General features: G+C 71.3%; 16 protein-coding genes. 11 read left to right on the forward strand and 5 right to left on the reverse strand.

The genetic code is table 11. The features are described from left to right. The 5 genes from GT042_RS34745 to GT042_RS34765 all read left to right on the forward strand — a co-directional run. The coding region (locus tag GT042_RS34745; protein ID WP_161312667.1) for a sugar ABC transporter ATP-binding protein at nt 1–1,389 on the forward strand (1,389 nt) is incomplete at its 5' end. Then, entirely contained in the window at nt 1,386–2,435 is a 1,050-nt protein-coding gene (locus tag GT042_RS34750; RefSeq protein ID WP_161312668.1) for an ABC transporter permease, read from the forward strand. The genes GT042_RS34745 and GT042_RS34750, both read left to right, overlap by 4 nt. Further along, nucleotides 2,419–3,522, forward strand: coding sequence for an ABC transporter permease (locus GT042_RS34755; protein ID WP_161312669.1), 1,104 nt, complete (start codon nt 2,419–2,421; stop codon nt 3,520–3,522). Before GT042_RS34750 ends, GT042_RS34755 begins: the two co-directional genes overlap by 17 nt. 56 nt (nt 3,523–3,578) lie before the next feature. After that, on the forward strand, nt 3,579–4,670 hold the full coding sequence (gene rhaS / locus GT042_RS34760; protein ID WP_161312670.1) for a rhamnose ABC transporter substrate-binding protein: 1,092 nt from the start codon (nt 3,579–3,581) through the stop codon (nt 4,668–4,670). A 110-nt stretch (nt 4,671–4,780) separates the two neighbouring features. After that, the gene (locus tag GT042_RS34765; protein WP_161312671.1) at nt 4,781–6,205 is read left to right on the forward strand and encodes an L-fucose/L-arabinose isomerase family protein; all 1,425 of its coding nucleotides are present in this window, start codon (nt 4,781–4,783) and stop codon (nt 6,203–6,205) included. Between the two features lie 42 nt (nt 6,206–6,247). On the opposite strand, the gene GT042_RS34770 is transcribed toward GT042_RS34765, so the two are convergent. After that, nucleotides 6,248–7,153 (reverse strand): AraC family transcriptional regulator, encoded by a 906-nt coding sequence (locus GT042_RS34770; protein WP_161312672.1) that lies wholly within the window; start codon nt 7,151–7,153, stop codon nt 6,248–6,250. Between the two features lie 154 nt (nt 7,154–7,307). Between GT042_RS34770 and GT042_RS39650 the strand changes: the two genes are divergently transcribed. Together GT042_RS39650 and GT042_RS34780 are read left to right on the forward strand one after the other, a co-directional pair. After that, nucleotides 7,308–7,625, forward strand: coding sequence for an antibiotic biosynthesis monooxygenase (locus tag GT042_RS39650; protein WP_161312673.1), 318 nt, complete (start codon nt 7,308–7,310; stop codon nt 7,623–7,625). Nucleotides 7,626–7,668: 43 nt separating this feature from the next. After that, nucleotides 7,669–8,649: an alpha/beta hydrolase gene (locus GT042_RS34780; protein WP_161312674.1), complete on the forward strand. Its 981-nt coding sequence runs from the start codon at nt 7,669–7,671 to the stop codon at nt 8,647–8,649. 87 nt (nt 8,650–8,736) lie between these two features. On the opposite strand, the gene GT042_RS34785 is transcribed toward GT042_RS34780, so the two are convergent. After that, on the reverse strand, nt 8,737–9,339 hold the full coding sequence (locus GT042_RS34785; protein ID WP_161312675.1) for a DinB family protein: 603 nt from the start codon (nt 9,337–9,339) through the stop codon (nt 8,737–8,739). A gap of 69 nt (nt 9,340–9,408) precedes the next feature. Continuing rightward, complete coding sequence (locus tag GT042_RS34790) at nt 9,409–10,266, reverse strand: arylamine N-acetyltransferase (RefSeq protein ID WP_161312676.1); 858 nt, start codon at nt 10,264–10,266, stop codon at nt 9,409–9,411. 258 nt (nt 10,267–10,524) lie between these two features. On the opposite strand from GT042_RS34790, the gene GT042_RS34795 reads away from it, so the two are divergent. Then, nucleotides 10,525–11,367 (forward strand): inositol monophosphatase family protein, encoded by an 843-nt coding sequence (locus tag GT042_RS34795; protein WP_161312681.1) that lies wholly within the window; start codon nt 10,525–10,527, stop codon nt 11,365–11,367. 50 nt (nt 11,368–11,417) lie between these two features. Here the strand turns inward: GT042_RS34795 and GT042_RS34800 are convergent, their stop codons facing one another. After that, the gene (locus GT042_RS34800) at nt 11,418–11,735 is read right to left on the reverse strand and encodes a hypothetical protein (RefSeq protein WP_161312682.1); all 318 of its coding nucleotides are present in this window, start codon (nt 11,733–11,735) and stop codon (nt 11,418–11,420) included. A 113-nt stretch (nt 11,736–11,848) separates the two neighbouring features. Beyond that, nucleotides 11,849–12,658, reverse strand: coding sequence for a GNAT family N-acetyltransferase (locus tag GT042_RS40245; protein ID WP_161312677.1), 810 nt, complete (start codon nt 12,656–12,658; stop codon nt 11,849–11,851). A 155-nt stretch (nt 12,659–12,813) separates the two neighbouring features. Here GT042_RS40245 and GT042_RS34810 point away from each other — a divergent pair, with 155 nt between their 5' ends. From GT042_RS34810 to GT042_RS34820, 3 genes are all read left to right on the forward strand, one after another. Beyond that, a complete protein-coding gene (locus GT042_RS34810) occupies nt 12,814–13,953 on the forward strand; it encodes a VOC family protein (protein ID WP_161312678.1) in 1,140 nt (379 codons plus the stop codon). Then, a complete protein-coding gene (locus GT042_RS34815; RefSeq protein ID WP_161312679.1) occupies nt 13,950–14,888 on the forward strand; it encodes a fumarylacetoacetate hydrolase family protein in 939 nt (312 codons plus the stop codon). Before GT042_RS34810 ends, GT042_RS34815 begins: the two co-directional genes overlap by 4 nt. Next, a partial coding sequence (locus tag GT042_RS34820; protein ID WP_161312680.1) for a bifunctional 3-(3-hydroxy-phenyl)propionate/3-hydroxycinnamic acid hydroxylase occupies nt 14,885–16,045 on the forward strand: 1,161 nt, incomplete at its 3' end. The genes GT042_RS34815 and GT042_RS34820, both read left to right, overlap by 4 nt.

The following is a 16,045-nucleotide window of genomic DNA, read 5'->3' on the forward strand; positions in this document are numbered from 1 at the left end:
AACGGCGCGGGCAAGTCCACCCTCATCAAGACGCTCACCGGAGTGCACCGGCCCCACCGCGGCACCGTGCTCCTCGACGGCGAACCGGTGACGTTCCACGGTCCCGCCGATGCCCGGGATGCCGGGATCGCCGTCATCTACCAGGAACCCACCCTGTTCCCCGACCTGTCGATCGCCGAGAACATCTTCATGGGCCGTCAGCCGAAGCGGTCGCTGTCCCGGATCGACCGCAGGGCCGTACAGGAGTCGACAGCCGCCCTGATGCGGCGGCTCGGCGTGGACCTCGATCCCGGCCGGCCGGCCCGCGGGCTGTCCCTCGCCGACCAGCAGATCGTCGAGATCGCCAAGGCGCTCTCCTTCGACGCGCGGGTCCTCGTCATGGACGAGCCCACCGCGGCCCTCACCGGCAGCGAGACCGCGCGCCTGTTCACGGTCGTACGGACCCTGCTGCGCGAGGGGGTCGCCGTGCTCTTCGTCTCGCACCGGCCGGAAGAGATCTTCGAGCTGTGCGGGCGGGTCACCGTCCTGCGCGACGGCCGCCGGATCTCCTCGGCCCCGCTGGCCGGCCTCACCGAGGAGGACCTGGTCAGGAGCATGGTCGGCCGGGACCTGGGTGACCTCTACCCCAAGCAGGCGGCGGAGGTCGGCGAGGTCGCCCTGTCGGTGCGCCGGCTCACCCGGGAGGGGGTGTTCCGGGACATCTCGTTCGACGTCCGGCGCGGCGAGATCGTGGCGCTGGCCGGCCTGGTCGGCGCGGGGCGCAGCGAGGTGGCGCGGGCCGTCTTCGGGGTGGACCGGGCCGACGCGGGCCGGGTCGAGGTCAACGGCGTCGCCCTCAGGCCCGGCTCGCCGACCGCCGCCATGGACGCCGGACTGGCCCTCGTACCCGAGGACCGGCGGCAGCACGGACTGGTCATGGAGATGTCCGTCGAACGCAACATCGGCCTCACCGGACTCGGCGACCTCGGCAGGGGAGGCATGGTGCGCCGGGCCCTGGAACGGGGCCGGGCCACCGACTGGGCCGTACGCCTCCGGCTCACGTACCACCGGCTCACGGATCCCGCCGCCGTCCTGTCCGGCGGCAATCAGCAGAAGGTCGTGCTCGCCAAGTGGCTCGCCACCCACCCTTCCGTACTGATCGTGGACGAGCCCACCCGGGGCATCGACGTCGGTACGAAGGCCGAGGTGCACCGGCTGCTCTCGACCCTCGCGGGCGAGGGCCTCGCGGTCCTGATGATCTCGTCCGACCTCCCCGAGGTGCTGGGCATGGCCGACCGGGTGCTCGTCCTGCACGAGGGGCGGCTCACCGCCGAGATCCCCCGCGCGGAGGCCACCGAGGAACGGGTGATGGCGGCGGCGACCGGGCGCGCCCGGAAGGCGGCGGCATGACCACCCTGACCGGCGGACCCACCACGACCCGCCCGGCGGACCGCTCCGCCCGCTCCTTGGCCGACGCGGTCCTCCGGGCCAGGGAGATCAGCATCGCCGGGGCCCTGGCCCTGCTGATCCTCGGCACGTGGCTCGCGAATCCGCGCTTCCTCGACGGCCAGGGGGTCAAGGACCTCCTCCTCAACGCCTCCGTCCTGGTGCTGCTCGCCGTCGGCCAGTCGGTGGTGGTCCTCACCCGCAACATCGACCTGTCGGTCGGCTCGGTCGTCGGGCTCTCCGCCTTCGCGTGCGGCACGTTCGTCTCCGGCACCGACCACGGCGTGCTCGTGGTCATGCTGCTGGGGACCGCCATCGGCGTGGTCTGCGGGCTGGTCAGCGGCGCGCTCGTCAGCTTCGGCCGGGTCCCCGCGCTCGTGGTGACGCTCGGGATGCTCTACATCATCCAGGGGGTCGACTACTGGTGGGCGCAGGGCGACCAGATCAGCGCCACCGACGTGCCGCGGCCGATCCTCGACCTGGGCAGCGGCAGCGTCCTGGGCGTCCCGTACCTGCCGCTGATCACCCTGGTGCTGCTCGCGGGCACGGCGTACTTCCTGCGGAGCTACCGCTCGGGCCGTGAGCTGTACGCCATCGGCTCCAGCCCCGAGGCCGCCCGCCTCGCGGGGGTGCCGATCCGGCGCCGGATCCTCGCCGCGTACGCCTTCTCCGGGGCGGTGGCGGGCTTCGCCGGCGCTCTCTGGCTCGCCCGCTTCGGCACGGTGGTCGCGGACGACGCGCACGGGTGGGAACTGACCGTGGTCAGCGCGGTGGTCGTCGGCGGGGTCGCCATCACCGGCGGGGTCGGCACGGTGTGGGGCGCCGCGCTCGGCGCGCTGCTCCTCACCACCATCGGGAGCGCCCTGGTCGTGCTGAAGGTCGACGCGTTCTGGCAGGGGGCCGTCACCGGCGCGCTGCTGCTCGCCGCGATCAGTGTGGACCGGATCGTGAACCTGCGGACGACCGCGGCGCTGAGGAAGAGGAGCGCCCGTCATGGCCATGGCGCCTGAGACCGACACCGTCCCCGCCTCCTCGTCACGCGGACCCGTCGGCGCGTGGGTCAGGTCCACCGCCGTGCGGTGGGACACGGCGGTCGGTGTGCTGCTGGTGGCGGTGTTCGTCGTCGGACTGGCCGGCACGGACGGCTTCGCGTCCGGCGGCAATCTCGCCTTCGCGTTCAACGACATGGTCGAAGTCGCCCTGATCGCCCTGCCGATGACCCTGCTGGTGGTGGCGGGCCAGATCGATCTGTCGGTGGCGTCCCTGCTCGGTCTGGGCAGCGCGCTGACCGGGGCGCTGTGGAACGCGGGGTGGGCCTTCGAGATGATCGTGCCCGTCGTGCTGCTGACGGGAATCGCGGGCGGCCTCCTCAACGGCTGGCTCGTCACCCGCGTCGGACTCCCCTCGCTCGCCGTGACGATCGGGACGCTCGCCCTCTACCGGGGCCTGGCCTCCGTCGTGCTCGGCAGCGACGCCGTGACCGACTTCCCGCACACGTACGCCCGTTGGGCCGTCGACACCACGACGATCCCGGGCACGTTCGTCACGTACCCGGTCGCGCTGTTCCTGGTGCTGGCCGTCGTCACGGGCGTGGTGCTGCACCGCACCGCCTTCGGGCGCTCCCTGTTCGCGATCGGCGCGCAGGAGGAGGCGGCGTACTTCGCGGGGATCCGCGTGAAGCGCTTCAAGCTGATCCTCTTCGTGGTCACCGGGCTGTTCTCGGCCTTCGCCGGCCTCGTCTTCACCCTGCGGTACGGCAGTGCGCGCGCCGACAACGGGCTGGGGTTCGAGATGCTCGTGATCGCCTCGGTGCTGCTCGGCGGCATCGACTTCGACGGCGGCAGGGGCACGCTCTTCGGGGCGGTCGCCGGGGTGCTGCTCATCGGCGTCCTCAGGAACCTGCTCACGCTCAACGACGTGGCGAACGAGGTCCAGGTCATCGTGACCGGCCTGCTGCTCGTCGGGTCCGTCCTCACCCCGCGGGTGGTGGCCGCCGCGGTCGAGCGCCGGCACCGGCGTGCGGCCGGCGCGGGGACCGTACCGCCAGAGTCCGAAGCGTCCTCCCCCTCTCCCGCGTCCCGACCCCAGCGGTCTTGACCCACCGATCCTGACCTCACCGGTTTCGCCGAACCCTCCGAAAGGGTCCTCCCGCCATGATGCTCCGTACCGCCGCCCGACGCCGGACGGCCGCCACCGTCGCGGCGGTCTGCACGCTCGCCGTGGCCCTCACCGCCTGTTCCGGCACCACCAAGGACAGCGCGGCGAAGGACAGCGGCAACGCGGGAGGCGCCGCCACCGCGAAGGCCGACCCGGACGCCCCCCTCAAGAAGGGCCTCAAGCTGGCCTTTCTGCCCAAGCAGGTGAACAACCCGTACGAGAAGATCGTCGACGAGGCCGGGATCGCGGCGGCCGAGGAGTACGGCGGGACGGGCAAGGAGGTCGGCCCCTCGGACGCCGGCGCGTCCTCCCAGGTGTCGTACATCAACACCCTCGTCCAGCAGCGCCAGGACGCGATCCTGATCGCGGCCAACGACCCCAACGCGGTGTGCGGCCCGCTCCGGCAGGCCATGGCCAAGGGCATCAAGGTCGTCGCGTACGACTCCGACACCGCGAAGGACTGCCGGCAGCTTTTCATCAACCAGGCCGGTTCCGAGGAGATCGGCCGCGGTCTGGTACGGAACCTCGGCAAGCAGCTGAACCACCGGGGGAAGATCGCCATCCTCTCCGCGACCCAGAACGCCACGAACCAGAACACCTGGATCAGCTTCATGAAGGAGGAGTTGAAGCTGCCGGAGTACCGGGACATGAAGCTCGTCAAGGTCGCCTACGGGGACGACGACGACCAGAAGTCCTTCCAGCAGACGCAGGGTCTGCTCCAGGCGTACCCGGACCTCAAGGGCATCATCTCGCCGACCACCGTGGGCATCGCGGCGGCGGCACGCTACCTGAGCGATTCGGCGTACCGGGGCAAGGTGGTCCTCAACGGGCTGGGCACCCCGAACCAGATGCGGACGTACGTCAAGGACGGGACGGTCGCGCAGTTCTCGCTGTGGAACCCGGAGGAGCTGGGCTACCTCGGCTCGTACGCGGCAGCCGCACTGGCCTCCGGGCAGATCACGGGCGCGGAGGGCGAGAGGTTCACGGCGGGCCGGCTCGGCGAGTACACGGTCGGCAAGGACGGGGAGGTCATCCTCGGCAAGCCGACGGTCTTCGACAAGAACAACATCGACACGTTCGACTTCTGAGAGCGAGCCGCGGTGCAGACCCCGGGGCGCGACCGCGTGTCGTACCGCCGGCGCGGTGTGTGGTCCCTGCCATCGTCGACCTTCCGGTCCGTCACGCCGAAGGAGCCGTCATGACCGTCCGTACCCCCGCCGTCGCCCGCACACCCCGGATCGGGCTGGTCGCGGGAGGACTCGGCGCGTACTGGCCGCAGTTCCCCGACCTCCTCCCCCAGCTGCGCCGCTCCGCCGCCCGGGTCACCGAACGCATGCGGGAGTTCGACGCCGAGGTCGTCGACGTCGGCTTCATCTCCGACGCCCAGGAGGGCGCCGAGGCGGCGGAGAAACTGCGCGCGGCCGACTGCGACCTGATCGTCGGCTTCCTCACGACGTACATGACGGCGAGCATGCTCGTCCCCGTCGCCCGGCGCGCCGACGCGCCCGTGCTGCTCATCAACCTCCAGCCCACCCCGTCCATGGACCACGCCTCCTTCGACACCGGTCAGTGGCTGGCGTACTGCGGTGCCTGTCCGCTGCCCGAGATGGCCAACGCCTTCGAACGGGTCGGTGTGCCGTTCCGCTCGGTCTCCGGGTATCTGGAGGACGAGCGGGCGTGGCAGCGCATCGGCCGGTGGATCCGGGCGGCGGGGGTACGGTCCGTCCTGCGCAACGGGCGGCACGGTCTGATGGGCCATCTGTATCCCGGGATGTACGACGTCTCCACCGACCTCACGATGGTGACGGGCAACCTCGGGGGCCATATGGAGGTCCTGGAGTTCGACGACCTGCGGGTACGGGTGGAGCAGGTCGGCGACCGCGAGCTGACGGCGAAGCTGGACGAGACCCGCGCGGTGTTCGAGCTGGCCGACTCGGTGGTCGAGGACGATCTGCGGTGGGCCGCGAGGGTGGCCGTCGGACTGGACCGGCTGGTCGCGGACTTCGACCTCGACTCGCTCGCGTACTACCACCGCGGTCTGGACGCGGAGGTCCACGAACGGCTCGGCGCGGGCATGATCCTCGGTTCGTCGCTGCTGACGGCGCGCGGTGTCCCGGCGTGCGGTGAGTACGAACTCCGGACCTCGCTCGCCATGTTGATCGCCGACCGGCTGGGCGCGGGCGGGTCGTTCACCGAGCTCCAGGCGCTCGACTTCACCGCCGGGGTGGTCGAGATGGGCCACGACGGCCCGGGGCATCTGGCGATCAGCGAGCGCAAGCCGCTGCTGCGCGGTCTGGGGGTGTACCACGGGAAGCGCGGCTGGGGCGTCTCGGTCGAGTTCGACGTACGGCACGGGCCGGTCACCCTGGTGGGTCTGGGGCAGACGCGGGACGGCCGCTACCGGCTGGTCGCGGCCGAGGGCGAGGTGGTGCCGGGACCGCTGCTGGAGATCGGGAACACCACCTCCCGGGTCGACTTCGGCTGCGATCCGGGCGAGTGGACCGACGCGTGGAGCGCGAGCGGGGTCGGTCACCACTGGGCGCTGGCGACCGGCCGGCTGCTCCCGGAGCTGCGGTGCCTGGCGGGGCTGACGGGGCTGGAGCTGGTGGAGGTCACCGTCTGACGCCACCGGAGTCAGGGCCGGTCCGGTCCCGGTCACGGCCGGTCAGGGCAGTACGGCCGTGGCGGTACGGGCCGATCGGCGCAGGCGGGCGGCGTCCTGGCTGGGCGGGGCACCGAACTGGCGCCGGTATTCCCGGCTGAACTGCGAGGAGTTGTCGTAACCGACGCGCTGGCCGACCCCGGTGACATCGCCGGGGTGGGTGGCCAGGAGGATGCGGGCCTCCTGGAGCCGGATCTGCTTCTGGAACTGGATGGGGCTCATCGCGGTCACCACCTGGAAGTTGCGGTAGAAGGCGGAGACGCTCATCCCCGCCATCCGCGCCACGTCCTCGACGCGGAACGGCTGCGCGTAGTGCTCCCGGATCCACCGCACCGCCCGCGCGACATGGCTGAGGCTGCTGTCGGCCAGGCCGAGTTGCCGGACGATGGCGCCCTGCTCCCCGGTGATCAGCCGCCACAGGATCTCGCGTTTGACGAGCGGCGCGAGCACCGCCCGGTCGCGGGGCTCGTCGATCAGGCGTACCAGCCGGATCACGGCGTCGAGCAGCGGATCCGGAGCGTCGCTGACGGCGATGGCGGGCAGCACGCTCCCGCCGCCGCGGGGGATGTCCCCCGGCCCCGCCCGCAACAGCAACTCGGCGACGGCGGCCGGCTCCAGCGTGAGCCCGAAGCCCACGGCCGGGTGCTCGGGGCTCGCGCCGACGAAGTGACCGGTGACGGGGAGGTCGACCGAGGTGACGAGGTACTGCCCGGCCCGGTAGTCGTGGACCCGCTCACCCAGTGCGAGGCGTTTCTCGCCCTGGGCGATGACCGCCAGGACGGTGCCGGACATCGACAGCGCGGGCGGGTCCGACCGCTCGATCTTCGAGATGAGTACGCCGTCGACGGGCGTGGTCCAGTCGGGCCGCGCGTGCCGGAGCAGCAGAGTACGGAGCTGGTCGAGGTACATGCCTCCATTGCAGCACACCGCCGGTCACCGGCTCCCGGGGAGAAGAGGATCGTGCAAGTGCCTGGGAGGATCGCTCTATCGTTTGTGCAGGTCAGGGCGATTCAATGGAGGCACGGACTTCCCCGCACCTCCTCTTCCTGAAAGAAGGCCCCCTGTGATCGCCACCTACGGATTCAACGCCACCCTGACCGCCAGGCCCGGAACGGGCGACGAGCTGGTCGACGTACTGCTGACCGGTCTGGACGAGGGCAACCCGGGTGCGAGCGAGTACTGCGTCGTCTACCTCGTCTCCCGCTCGGCCGCCGACCCCGACGTCGTGCACGTCACCGAGGGGTGGACGAGCGAGGAGGACCACCACCGGATCTTCGCCGGGGAGGCCGCGCAGGCCATCGTGGCGCGGATCGCGGGAATGCTGGCCGAGGAGTCCGCGTACACGGACTACGTACCGGTACGTGGCAAAGCCGCTTTCTGAACCCGCCGTCCCCCTCTGCCAACTCTTGGACAAGGAACCCACCATGACACTCGCCCGTCCCGGCATCGACCCCGAACTGCGCACGCTGATGGCCGACATGCCCCTCATGTCCGGGCTCACCCCGGAACTGCTGGCGCAGCTGCGCCAGTTCCCGCCGACACCGGTCGACACACTCCTGGAAGGGCGGAAGGTCGAGCGGCGCGAGGTCACCGTTTCCGGTGGGGACGGCGCACGGATTCCCCTGTCGGTCTTCTCCCCGGCGGTGACGGACCGCTCCACGGCGACCGGCCCCTCCACCGGGGCGCCGTGTGTCTACTGGGTGCACGGCGGCGGGATGGTCATGGGAGACCGCTTCTCGCAGCTCGACATCCCGCTGGAGTGGCTGGACCAGTTCGGCGCGGTTGTCGTCACCGTGGAGTACCGGCTGGCACCGGAGGCGACCGGCACGACCCTCGTCGACGACTGTTACCAGGGCCTGCTCTGGGTCGCCGAGCACGCCGGCGAGCTGGGTGTGGATCCCGGCAAAATCGTCGTCGCGGGCGCCAGCGCCGGAGGGGGCCTCGCGGCCGGGCTCACGCTGATGGCCCGCGACCGGGGCGCCCCGGAAATCGCCGCGCAGATGCTGATCTACCCGATGCTCGACCACCGCAACGTCACGACGTCGAGCCGGCAGTACGCGGGTGAGCCCGGCGTCTGGACCCGCGAGATGAACGAGTTCGGGTGGCGGTCCGTTCTCGGCGGCCTCCCCGACGAGGACGTGCCGGGTTACGTCTCCCCCGCCCACGCCGAGGACCTGTCGGGCCTGCCGACCACGTACATCGACGCGGGCTCGGCCGAGGTCTTCCGCGACGAGGACGTCGACTACGCGACCCGGATCTGGGCGGCGGGCGGCCAGGCGGAACTCCACGTCTGGGCGGGTGGCTTCCACGGATTCGACGCGCTGTACCCCCAGGCCCACGTCTCGACGGCGGCCCGCGGCTCACGCACCGACTGGCTGGGCCGCGTCCTGAACCGTGGGGTGTGAGCCCGGCTCGGCAGAGAGGCGGATCCGCCGGCCGCGGCCGACACCGCGGTCGCGTCGCGTCACGTCACGTCACGTCACGGGCGCGTACTAACCGGCGGCCCCGGCAGCGGCCTCCCGCGCCACGCGCTCCAAGCGGCCCCGGTACTCCTCCCACCACGACCGGTCACCCGGCGGCATGTTGTCGTTCCCCTCCGCCCTCCCGACGGCCCCGTCGATGAGCTCCCGGACGATGTCGGCATGGCCGGCGTGCCGGTGGGTCTCGGCGATCATGTGCACCAGGACGCGGTGCAGGGTCACCTGGGCGCGCTCCTCCGGCCACCACGGGACGTGCCCGATCGCGTCGAGCGGCAGCGCGGCGATCGTGGCGTCCGCGTGTCTCCACGACTCCCGGTAGAGCCCCACGATCTGTTCGCGGGACTCGTCCGCGGTGGCGTACATGTCCGCACCCGGCTCGGCGCCCTCCCCGTACCAGGACGGCGGCTCCTCGAAGAACGGTCGCCCGAACGTCTCGCCGAAGTACCCCAACTCCACGGCGGCGACATGCTTGACGAGCCCCAGCAGATTGGTCCCTGTCGGGGTCAGCGGGCGTCGGGGCTCGTACTCCGAAAGCCTGTCGAGCTTCCACAGCAGAGCGTCGCGCGCGGCTTGCAGATAGCGGAGAAGGTCGTCCTTCGCTGTCGAATCGATCATGCCGGAAGTGTCCCACCCCCCACTGACAACCGGGCTCCGGGAGCGCCGCCCGCCGGTCCGGCGGACCGTCTACCGTCCGCCCGTGGCGGCGACACGCTGGAACTCGACCACCCGCTTCGCGTCCGCCGCGTCCAGGACGATGCCGAATTCGGTGCGCAGCACCGAAGGCACCTCCTCGGCCGGGACGCGCCGCTTCTCGTGCCGGCCGTCCGCCTCCTCCGTCGTGAGCTCGTCCCCGATGAGCTGGAGCCGGCGCCCCACTCCGGGTTTCTGTGCGACGACCCGGCCGGTGAAGGGGGAACGGGGGTGGGTCGATGTGTACTGGTTGTAGACCGTGAAGTCGACGGCGAAGACAGGCGTCGCGTTGAAGCCGTACAGGTCGATCGGCTTGCCGTCACTGTCCAGTGACGGGCCGTGGAGGATCCATTCGTTCTCCGGGTCGCCCACGTGGGCGAGCTCGAAGGTACGGCCCCCTCGTTCGACGGGGGCTCCCGCGCGCAGCGGCAGAGGGGCGAGCGGGCAGGCCGCGCCGAAGCCGACGTCCGTGATCCAGGCGATGCCTTCGATGTCGACCCGGAGGAGGGAGTGGGTGACGGGACGGAGCAGGCCGGCGGCCATGCGGACCCGCGCGCCGAGACCGCTGACCGAGAATCCGATCTTCTCCAGGGCGGCGGCGAAGAGGAGGTTGTGTTCGTAGCAGTAGCCGCCGCGCTCCGACGCGATCAACTTGGCCTGGAGGGACGGCAGATCGAGAGGTACTCCGCGGCCGAGCACGATGTCCAGGTTCTCGAAGGGTATCGACTCGAGATGCGCGGCGTGCAGGCCGCGCAAGGTGTCGAGTGACGGTTCGAGTGGTCCGCTGTATCCGGTACGCGCGAGATAGGCGCCCAGATCGAGCAGATCGCTTTGCCACAGGGAGTCCGCCACGGGGGCACCTCTCGGATCGAAGGAAGCGAAGGAAACGAAGGAAGCGTCGGCGCCACGAGGACGCCGACGGCGAGGCGCGCGGGGCGTTCACGGGGCGTCGGACGGTGAACGCCTCTGATGATTCATCACATTGCCGAGGCCCGCCATGAATGGCGCGAATTCCTCACGGCCGACGCGGCGGGCGTGGACGCGATCGAGGAGGTGAACGGTGAAGGGTGTTCGCCGGGTGGACGGCCTCGCCTCGATAAGATGCACGGCGTGATCAATCCGTACGTACGTTCCAGCGATGTCGACGTCGCGACAGCCGGGGCACGTGCCGGCGCGGACGTGGTCCGTGACCTGTACGGCCAACGGCTGGCCCGCATCGACAAAGGCGACGGGGACTTCGCCACCACCGCCGACGTGAAGGCCGAGGAGGCGATCCTCGGCGTCATCCGTGCCGCGCGGCCCGACGACGCGGTGCTCGGCGAGGAGGGCGGGCAGCGGGGCGCCGCCGACGCTGGGCGGCAGTGGCTGGTGGACCCCCTGTGCGGCACGCTCAACTACGCCGTCGGCAGCATGCTCGTGGCCGTCAACGTGGCGTTGCGCGAGGGGGCGGCGGCGGTGGCCGACCCGTTCAGCGGCGAGGTCTTCTTCACCGACGGGGAGAGCGCGTGGGTACGGCACGACGGGGACGGCGACGTACCGCTGACGCCCACACCCGCCACCCGGCTGGTGGACGTCAACCTGGATCCGCCGTTTCCGGGTGCGCCGGGATTCCGGGCCGTGGATCTCCTGGCCCACCCCGAGTTCGTCGAGCGTTTCCGGCCGCGCGTCGTCTCCACGACTCTCGCGCTGGCCTGGGTCGCCGCCGGCAAGCGCGCCGCGTACGTCACCGACGGAGGCGACCTCTCCCAGAACGTCCACTTCGCCGCCGGGATCGCGTTGTGCCGGGCGGCCGGGTGTGTCGTCAGCGGGATCGACGGCGCCCCGATGGGCGAGGGCCGGGGGCTGGTGGCCGCCGCCGACGACGAGACCCATGAGCTGCTCATGTCGATGATCGGCGCACGATCCGCTCCGGAGCGGGGAAGCCGTTCGCGGTCCCGCGAAGCCGGGCGCTAGGGATGGGGTCGGCAGGGGCCGACCCCACTCTTACGGACTCCTCAGCTGCGTCACCCTCGTCCCCCGTCGAGGAAACGGAGCAGCACCGCGGCCTCCGCCCGGAGCCGCGCCGCCCGGTCGGCGTGCGCTGGCGCGGTCAACTGCGTTGCCCCGTCCAGCCGTTCGGCGACCTCCGCGCGTACGATCTCCACCACACGGCCCTCGCTCAGCTCCTGCCGCGCCGCCTCGGTGGCGCCGGCGCCGGACGGGGACTCCTCCAGGGCGACGCCTCGGAGATGAGCCGCGTCCACCGGCACCGCCTCCGCGTTGTCCAGCGCGCCGAGTGTCGCGCGAAGGGCGCTCACCGCGGCCTTGTCGCGGGCGCGCATCGCTTCCGGCAGTGCTTGACGCATACGAAGACGCAGAGACATGCCGGTGACCCTATGGCGGCGCCCCAGGACTCACCAAACGCGACGTCCGTACCGCCGCCCACCCGACGACGTCACGGCGTGAAAAGGCTCCAGTTCTCCGCCAGTTGGAACCCCATCGCCCGGTACAGCGGAACGCCCGGCGGACTGGCGTGCAGGAAGGCGGTACGCGCCCCCTCCTCGTACGCGTCACGCAACACCGCCTCCGTCGCCACTCTGCCGTAGCCGCGGCGGCGGTACTCCGGCGGAACCGCGATGTTGAACACACCGACAAAATCGTCCACCAGAACACCGAACGAGGTCGCCACCACGACGCCTGCCACCTCGGCCACATAAGCGCGCATCGCGACGTGATCCAGCACGGGGCGGGCCACGAACACGGAGAAGATCTCCTCCGGGCCCCCGTACCCGGCGGCCAACGCCGCCCGGTACAGGCCGGCTTCGTCACTCGACACGCTGCGGACCGTCGGCCCGTCGGCCGTGGATCCCCGCTCGGACCGCCCCTCGGCTTCGCCGAGTGAGGTCCGCATGCCGAGTGATGCCAGCATGAAGGGCAGGGTCGAACGCCGCTCCAGCCCGTGGCCGGCCGCCACTGCCACGATCCGGTCATCGACCCGCTCGCCCCGCACCTGCACACTCCACGGCACGGCCTCCAGCACCGTCGAAGCGGCGAATGCCGCGATCTCCTCGGGGTCGGCCTCGCGCGCGATGCCGATGACACCGTTCAGGAGAGGCATGGGAGCGCCGGTGACCAGCTCCGCCGTCCCGTGCGCGCCGATTCGGCTGGAACCGTTCGGCTGGGCCGAGGCGAACATCGCGAGCGCTGCCATCCAGGCCCGGGCCGCGGCGTCCGCGGCGTCTTGCGATACGACGTCATGAGCCACGACGCGACCGTATCATCTCGCCACAAAACGACCCATAGCGGGCCAGCGCAGCGCACTTCTGATTGATCGATCACATTCGCCGGCCACACCCCTTGACGTGGAAATCTTCAAAGTTGATAGTTTCATCAACAGGGCAATGCCGCTCGGAGGTCGCGATGTTCAGAACGCTCACCCACGGTCCCAGAACCGCCCACCAGGACCTCCACAGCGAGGAGGGCGCGCTGCGCGGCGAACACCGAGGACGGGCCCGCAACCCCGTGATCAAGGTCGCCGACCTGGCCTGGCTGGAGTTCCAGAAGCCCGATCTGGGCCGGGCCGAGGTCTTCGCCCGGGATTTCGGGTTCGCGATCGCGGCCCGTACGGACGAGGCGTTGTGGCTGCGCGGCACCTTCGCGGGCTCGCCCTGCATGGTGATCCGGCGCGGGCGCGCGTCACGCTTCATCGGCCCGGTCTTCCGCGCCGCGGAACGCGCGGACCTGGACCGGCTCGCCCGGGTCACCGGCTCCGCCGTACGTGACTCCGACGCGCCGACCGGCGGGCAGTGTGTCGACCTGCTCGACCCCTCCGGCTTCCCGGTCCGGGTGGCGTACTCCGCCGAAACGCTGGCGGGTCTGCCCGGCCAGCAGGCGCTCACCCTCAACTTCGGTACGGACCACCGCCGCGTCAACGCCACCCAGCGCCCGCCGCGGGAGCCGTCGCGCATCCAGCGCCTGGGGCATGTGGTCCTGGAGACCCGGGTGTTCGCCCGGGCCCTGAACTGGTACCTCGACACCCTCGGCATGATCGTCAGCGACTTCCTCTTCCTCGACGGACAGCGCGAGCGGGGTCCGACGATGGCGTTCGTCCGCTGCGACCGGGGAAGCGAACCGGCCGACCACCACACGCTGGCCATGCACCTCGGTCCCGGTACGGGTTACGTGCACTCCGCCTACCAGGTCACCGACCTGGACACGATCGCGGCCGGGGGCGAGTACCTGGCCGAGCGCGGGTACCGGCGCAGCTGGGGCATCGGGCGGCACGTCCAGGGCAGCCAGATCTTCGACTACTGGCGCGACCCCGACCACTTCATGCTCGAACACTTCGCCGACGGCGACCTGTTCTCCTGCGACGTCGAGCCGGGCTGGGCGCCGATGTCGGCGAGCGGGCTGGCCCAGTGGGGGCCGCCCGCCACCCGGGACTTCCTCGGCACCGCCCCGTCCCCGGCCCTGCTGCGCGACATCCTCGCCGCCCTGCGCGGCGACACCGAAATCGATCCCGCCCGTCTGACGGGTCTGCTGAAAGCGATGAACTCATGAGCACCAACGTCCTGCGCACCGCCGAGGGTTGGTGGGTGGTACGAGGCGACCGCGCCGTGCCCGTCGCCACCCCGGCCGTCACCACGGCCGACCTGATCGCGGACCGCGAGGCCGTCGGCCACGCCGTCGCCTCTCCCGAGGAGGGCACGGCGATCAGCGATCTGGCGGTGCTGCCGCCCGTCACCGTGCCCTGCCGCGTCGTTGCCCAGATGGTCAACTACCGCAGCCACGCACGCGATTCGGGCTTCACCGGCGACATCCCGCCGGCCTTCTTCCGCAAGGCGTCGGGCTCCATCAGCGGCCCCCACGACAGTGTCGTACGGCCGCCGCACGTACGACTGTTGGACTACGAGATCGAGCTCGGCCTGGTCATGGGGGCACAGCTGCCGATCGGCGCCGTCGTGGGCGACGGGGATCTGCCCTCGTACGTCGCGGGAGTTGTCCTCACCAACGACGTCAGCGCGCGTGATGTGCAGCTGACCAGGACGCAGTTCTACGAGAGCAAGTCGTATCCGACGTTCACCCCGACCGGCCCGTACCTGACCCTGCTCGACCCGGACGACTTCGCCCATCTCCTCGACCTGCGGCTGCGGTTGTCGGTCAACGGCGATCCGCGCCAGGACCGCACCCTGGCCGACATGATCGTCCGCCCCGCCGAGGCGCTGACCCTGCTGGCGCGCTTCCAGACCCTGGCTCCGGGGGACCTGCTGTTGACCGGCACGCCCGGGGGCACGGCCCTCAAGGCCCCGCCGAAGGCGGTCGAGAAGATCGGTGCGCTGCTGCCGCCCGCCATGAAGTGGAAAGCCTTCTTCAGGAGCCAGGCCCGTAATCCGCGCTATCTGAAGGAGGGCGACCTGATCACGGCGACCATCGCGACGCCGAACGGGCGGCTCGACCTCGGGGAGCAGCGCACCTCCGTGGTCGACGCCCGATGACTCCCGACGAGCCGCGCACGGCGGCCGAGGTGACGGACCAGGTGGGGGGCGAGGTCCCCGTGGTGATCGTCGGCGCCGGGCCCGTGGGGGTCACGGCCGCCCTGCTGCTCGCCCGGCACGGTGTCCGCAGCGTTCTCCTTGAGCGTCACACCGCCGTCTACCCCCTGCCGCGTGCCGTCGCCACGGACGACGAGGTCCGCCGTATCCTCCAAGCCGCCGGCGTGGAGGCCGCGTTCGCCTCGATCGCCCGCCCGGCCGCCGGGCTCAGGCTCCTGGACGCCCGCCATCGGGTGATCGCGGAGTTCCCCCGTACCGCCGAGGGGTCGCACGGATTCCCGGAGACCAGCATGTTCGACCAGCCGGAGCTGGAGGGGTTGTTGCGTGACGCCCTCGCCCGCCGCGCGGAATGCGAGCTGCGCGAAGGGGTGGAGGTGCTCGACGTGACGCAGGACGGCGACGGTCCCGCCCAGGTGTCCTACCGGGCGGTCGAGGGCGACGGGGAGGTCCGCTCCCTGCGGGCGGGCGCCGTCCTCGGTTGTGACGGCGCGAACAGTCTCGTCCGTCGGGCCATGGGTGCGCGCTGGGAGGATCTGCGCTTCGAGGAGGAGTGGACGGCGATCGATGTGCGTACCACCGCGCCCGTCCGTAGCTGGGGCGGCGTGGACCAGGTCTGTGATCCGCACCGGCCCGCCACCTTCATGCGGATCGGTGAGGACCGCTACCGGTGGGAGTTCCGCCTGGGCCGGGACGAGGGCCTGGACGGCGAGCACGGCCGGGAACGGCTCCGGTGCCTGGTCGCCCCCTGGGTCGACCTCGCCACGGCCGGCGACTTCGAGATCCTGCGCCAGGCGCGCTACACGTTCCGGGCGCGGATCGCGGACCACTGGCGCCGGGGCCGTCTCTTCGTTCTCGGCGACGCCGCGCACCTGACGCCACCGTTTGTCGGCCAGGGCCTCTGCGCCGGTCTGCGGGACGCCCACAACCTCGCCTGGAAGCTCGCGCGGGTGCTCGACGAGGGCGCGGACGACACTCTGCTGGACACGTACCAGCTCGAACGCAAACCGCACGCGAAGCACGTCATCCGCCTCGCCGTCGCCACGGGCTGGGCGATGACGGGAGGGCAGGACGCGGCGGCGGCCGCACGCCGTGCCCTGGTC

Origin of the sequence: Streptomyces sp. SID3212, from assembly GCF_009865405.1 — a bacterium.
Classification (GTDB): domain Bacteria; phylum Actinomycetota; class Actinomycetes; order Streptomycetales; family Streptomycetaceae; genus Streptomyces.